We start from the raw sequence: 2012 nt of genomic DNA on the forward strand, positions 1-2012 counted from the left end.
GCCCCGGACGCCGGCCCCGGACGCCGCTCCCGACGACCGCGCGAGAGCCGCCCCCGAACCCGCCCCGAACTCCGCGTCCGGCAGCGCCCAGCCGCCCGGCCCGGTGAGCGGACCGGTCACGGCGGGAGCCGGTCGCTCCGCCCGCGTCTCGTCCAGGCACAGGACCAGGTTCACGCCCTCCCAGACGCGGCACATCGCCTCGTGCGGGGCCACCCGTTCCACGCGCTCACGGAAGGGGTCGCCGAGCGCCGAGAACACCACCAGCGTCCGCGACTCGACCCGGTGCACCAGCTCGGCGCCCAGCTCCGCCGGACCCACGCCGGGACCCGGCAGCACGGCCACCTTGGGATGCGCCCGGCACACGTTCACCGCCCGGTCCAGCGCCACCCCGGCCCCGGCGGTGCCGTCCACGACCACGGCGTCGTCCCACGACTGCCGCAGTCGGGCGAAGGCGAGACCCACCGCGCCCGGTCCCGGCCGCACGTCGAGCGCCTCGGCCCCGAAGCGGGCGGCCAGCGCCCGCACCACCCCGAAGAATCCGGGGTCCCCGAGCGCGCGCACCACGACCCGTGTCCCGCCCTCGGACACGTGCTTGCCGATGAGGTCGAGATCCCCCTGCGTCAACACGTCGCCCCGGACGTCCACCACCCAGGCGGTCCCGCCGGCCGGGGAACCCGCGTCCGCGCCCGCGCCGGACCCGATCACCGTGATCATGCGGCCGGCCTCTCCGCACCCCGCGCGGTGATGTGCGCGGGGCCCCGCCGATCGGATAGCAAGGGCGCATGGCCGTACTCGTCGCGCTCGGCGCGTTCCTCATGACGCTGTTCGGCGGCTGGACGGCGCAGCGCGTCACCGACCGGCGGCACCTGGTCCTCGGCCTCGCGGGCGGACTCATGCTCGGCGTGGTCGGCCTCGACCTGCTGCCGGAGGCCATGGAGGCCGCGGGTCACAAGGTGTTCGGCGTCCCGCAGGCGCTGCTGCTCTTCGTCGGCGGCTTCCTCCTCGCCCACGTGGTCGAGCGGCTGCTGGCCGTCCGCCGGGCCGCGCACGGCGTCGGGGCCGACGAGCGGGTCCCGCAGGTCGGCCTCACCGCGGCGGCGGCCATGATCCTGCACAGCCTCATGGACGGCATCGCGCTCGGCGCCGCCTTCCAGGTCGGCGGAGGCATGGGCGCCACCGTGGCCCTCGCCGTCATCACCCACGACTTCGCCGACGGCTTCAACACGTACACGATCACCAGCCTGTACGGGAACGCCCGGCGCAAGGCGGTCGCGATGCTGGTCGCGGACGCGCTCGCACCGATCCTCGGCGCCGCGTCCACCCTGTTGTTCACCCTTCCGGAGGAACTGCTCGGCAGCTATCTCGGGTTCTTCGGCGGCGCCCTGCTCTACCTCGCCGCCGCCGAGATCCTCCCCGAGGCCCACCACGAACACCCCGCCCGCTCCACCCTGCTGTGCACGGTGGCGGGCGTCGGCTTCATCTGGCTGGTGGTGGGCCTGTCCGGCTGACGTCACGTGCCCGACTCCCCGCCACGGCCGGGCCCGCAGTGCGCGACGAACCGCGCGGCGGCCTCCGGCGCCCCCGCCCAGTGGGTGTGCACGTAGCTCGCGTGCACCCCGTCCTGGACGAAGCCCTCGACCCGCCGCTCGGGCTGCCGCAGCCCCCAGGCCGCCTGCGCGCCGGCGCCCGGCTCGATCACGGTCCGGTGGAACTCGTGGCCCCGCATCCGGGCGCCGGCGGCGGCGAGCGGACTGTCGCTCACGGCCACGGCGTCCCGGTACCCGAGGGTGAGCCGCTCCGACATCCGCGCGTCGGCGTCCAGGACCCCGCACATGGGCGTCCCGTCGAGGGACCGCGCGAGGTAGAGCAGCCCCGCGCACTCCGCGGCGACCGGGGCGCCGGAGCGCGCCAGTTCCGCCACGGCCTTGCGCAGCGGCTCGTTGGCGGACAGCTCCGGGCCGTACATCTCCGGGAAGCCGCCGCCTATGACGAGCCCGGACGTCCCCTCGGGC

The 2012-nt window shown here is 75.8% G+C and carries 2 protein-coding genes and 1 pseudogene; 1 reads left to right on the forward strand and 2 read right to left on the reverse strand.

What is annotated here, in order from left to right:
• Positions 1-714 (reverse strand): cobalt-precorrin-7 (C(5))-methyltransferase (locus tag EAO71_RS36780; RefSeq protein WP_187282991.1); only part of this gene is annotated, 714 nt, incomplete at its 3' end.
• 68 nt (positions 715-782) lie between these two features.
• Between EAO71_RS36780 and EAO71_RS36785 the strand changes: the two genes are divergently transcribed.
• A complete protein-coding gene (locus EAO71_RS36785; RefSeq protein ID WP_147982125.1) occupies positions 783-1508 on the forward strand; it encodes a ZIP family metal transporter in 726 nt (241 codons plus the stop codon).
• A 2-nt stretch (positions 1509-1510) separates the two neighbouring features.
• Here EAO71_RS36785 and EAO71_RS36790 read toward each other — a convergent pair.
• Positions 1511-2012, reverse strand: a pseudogene (locus EAO71_RS36790) (cobyrinate a,c-diamide synthase); the annotation flags it as partial.

It is taken from the genome of Streptomyces sp. MS191 (genome assembly GCF_008042125.1).
GTDB lineage: Bacteria > Actinomycetota > Actinomycetes > Streptomycetales > Streptomycetaceae > Streptomyces.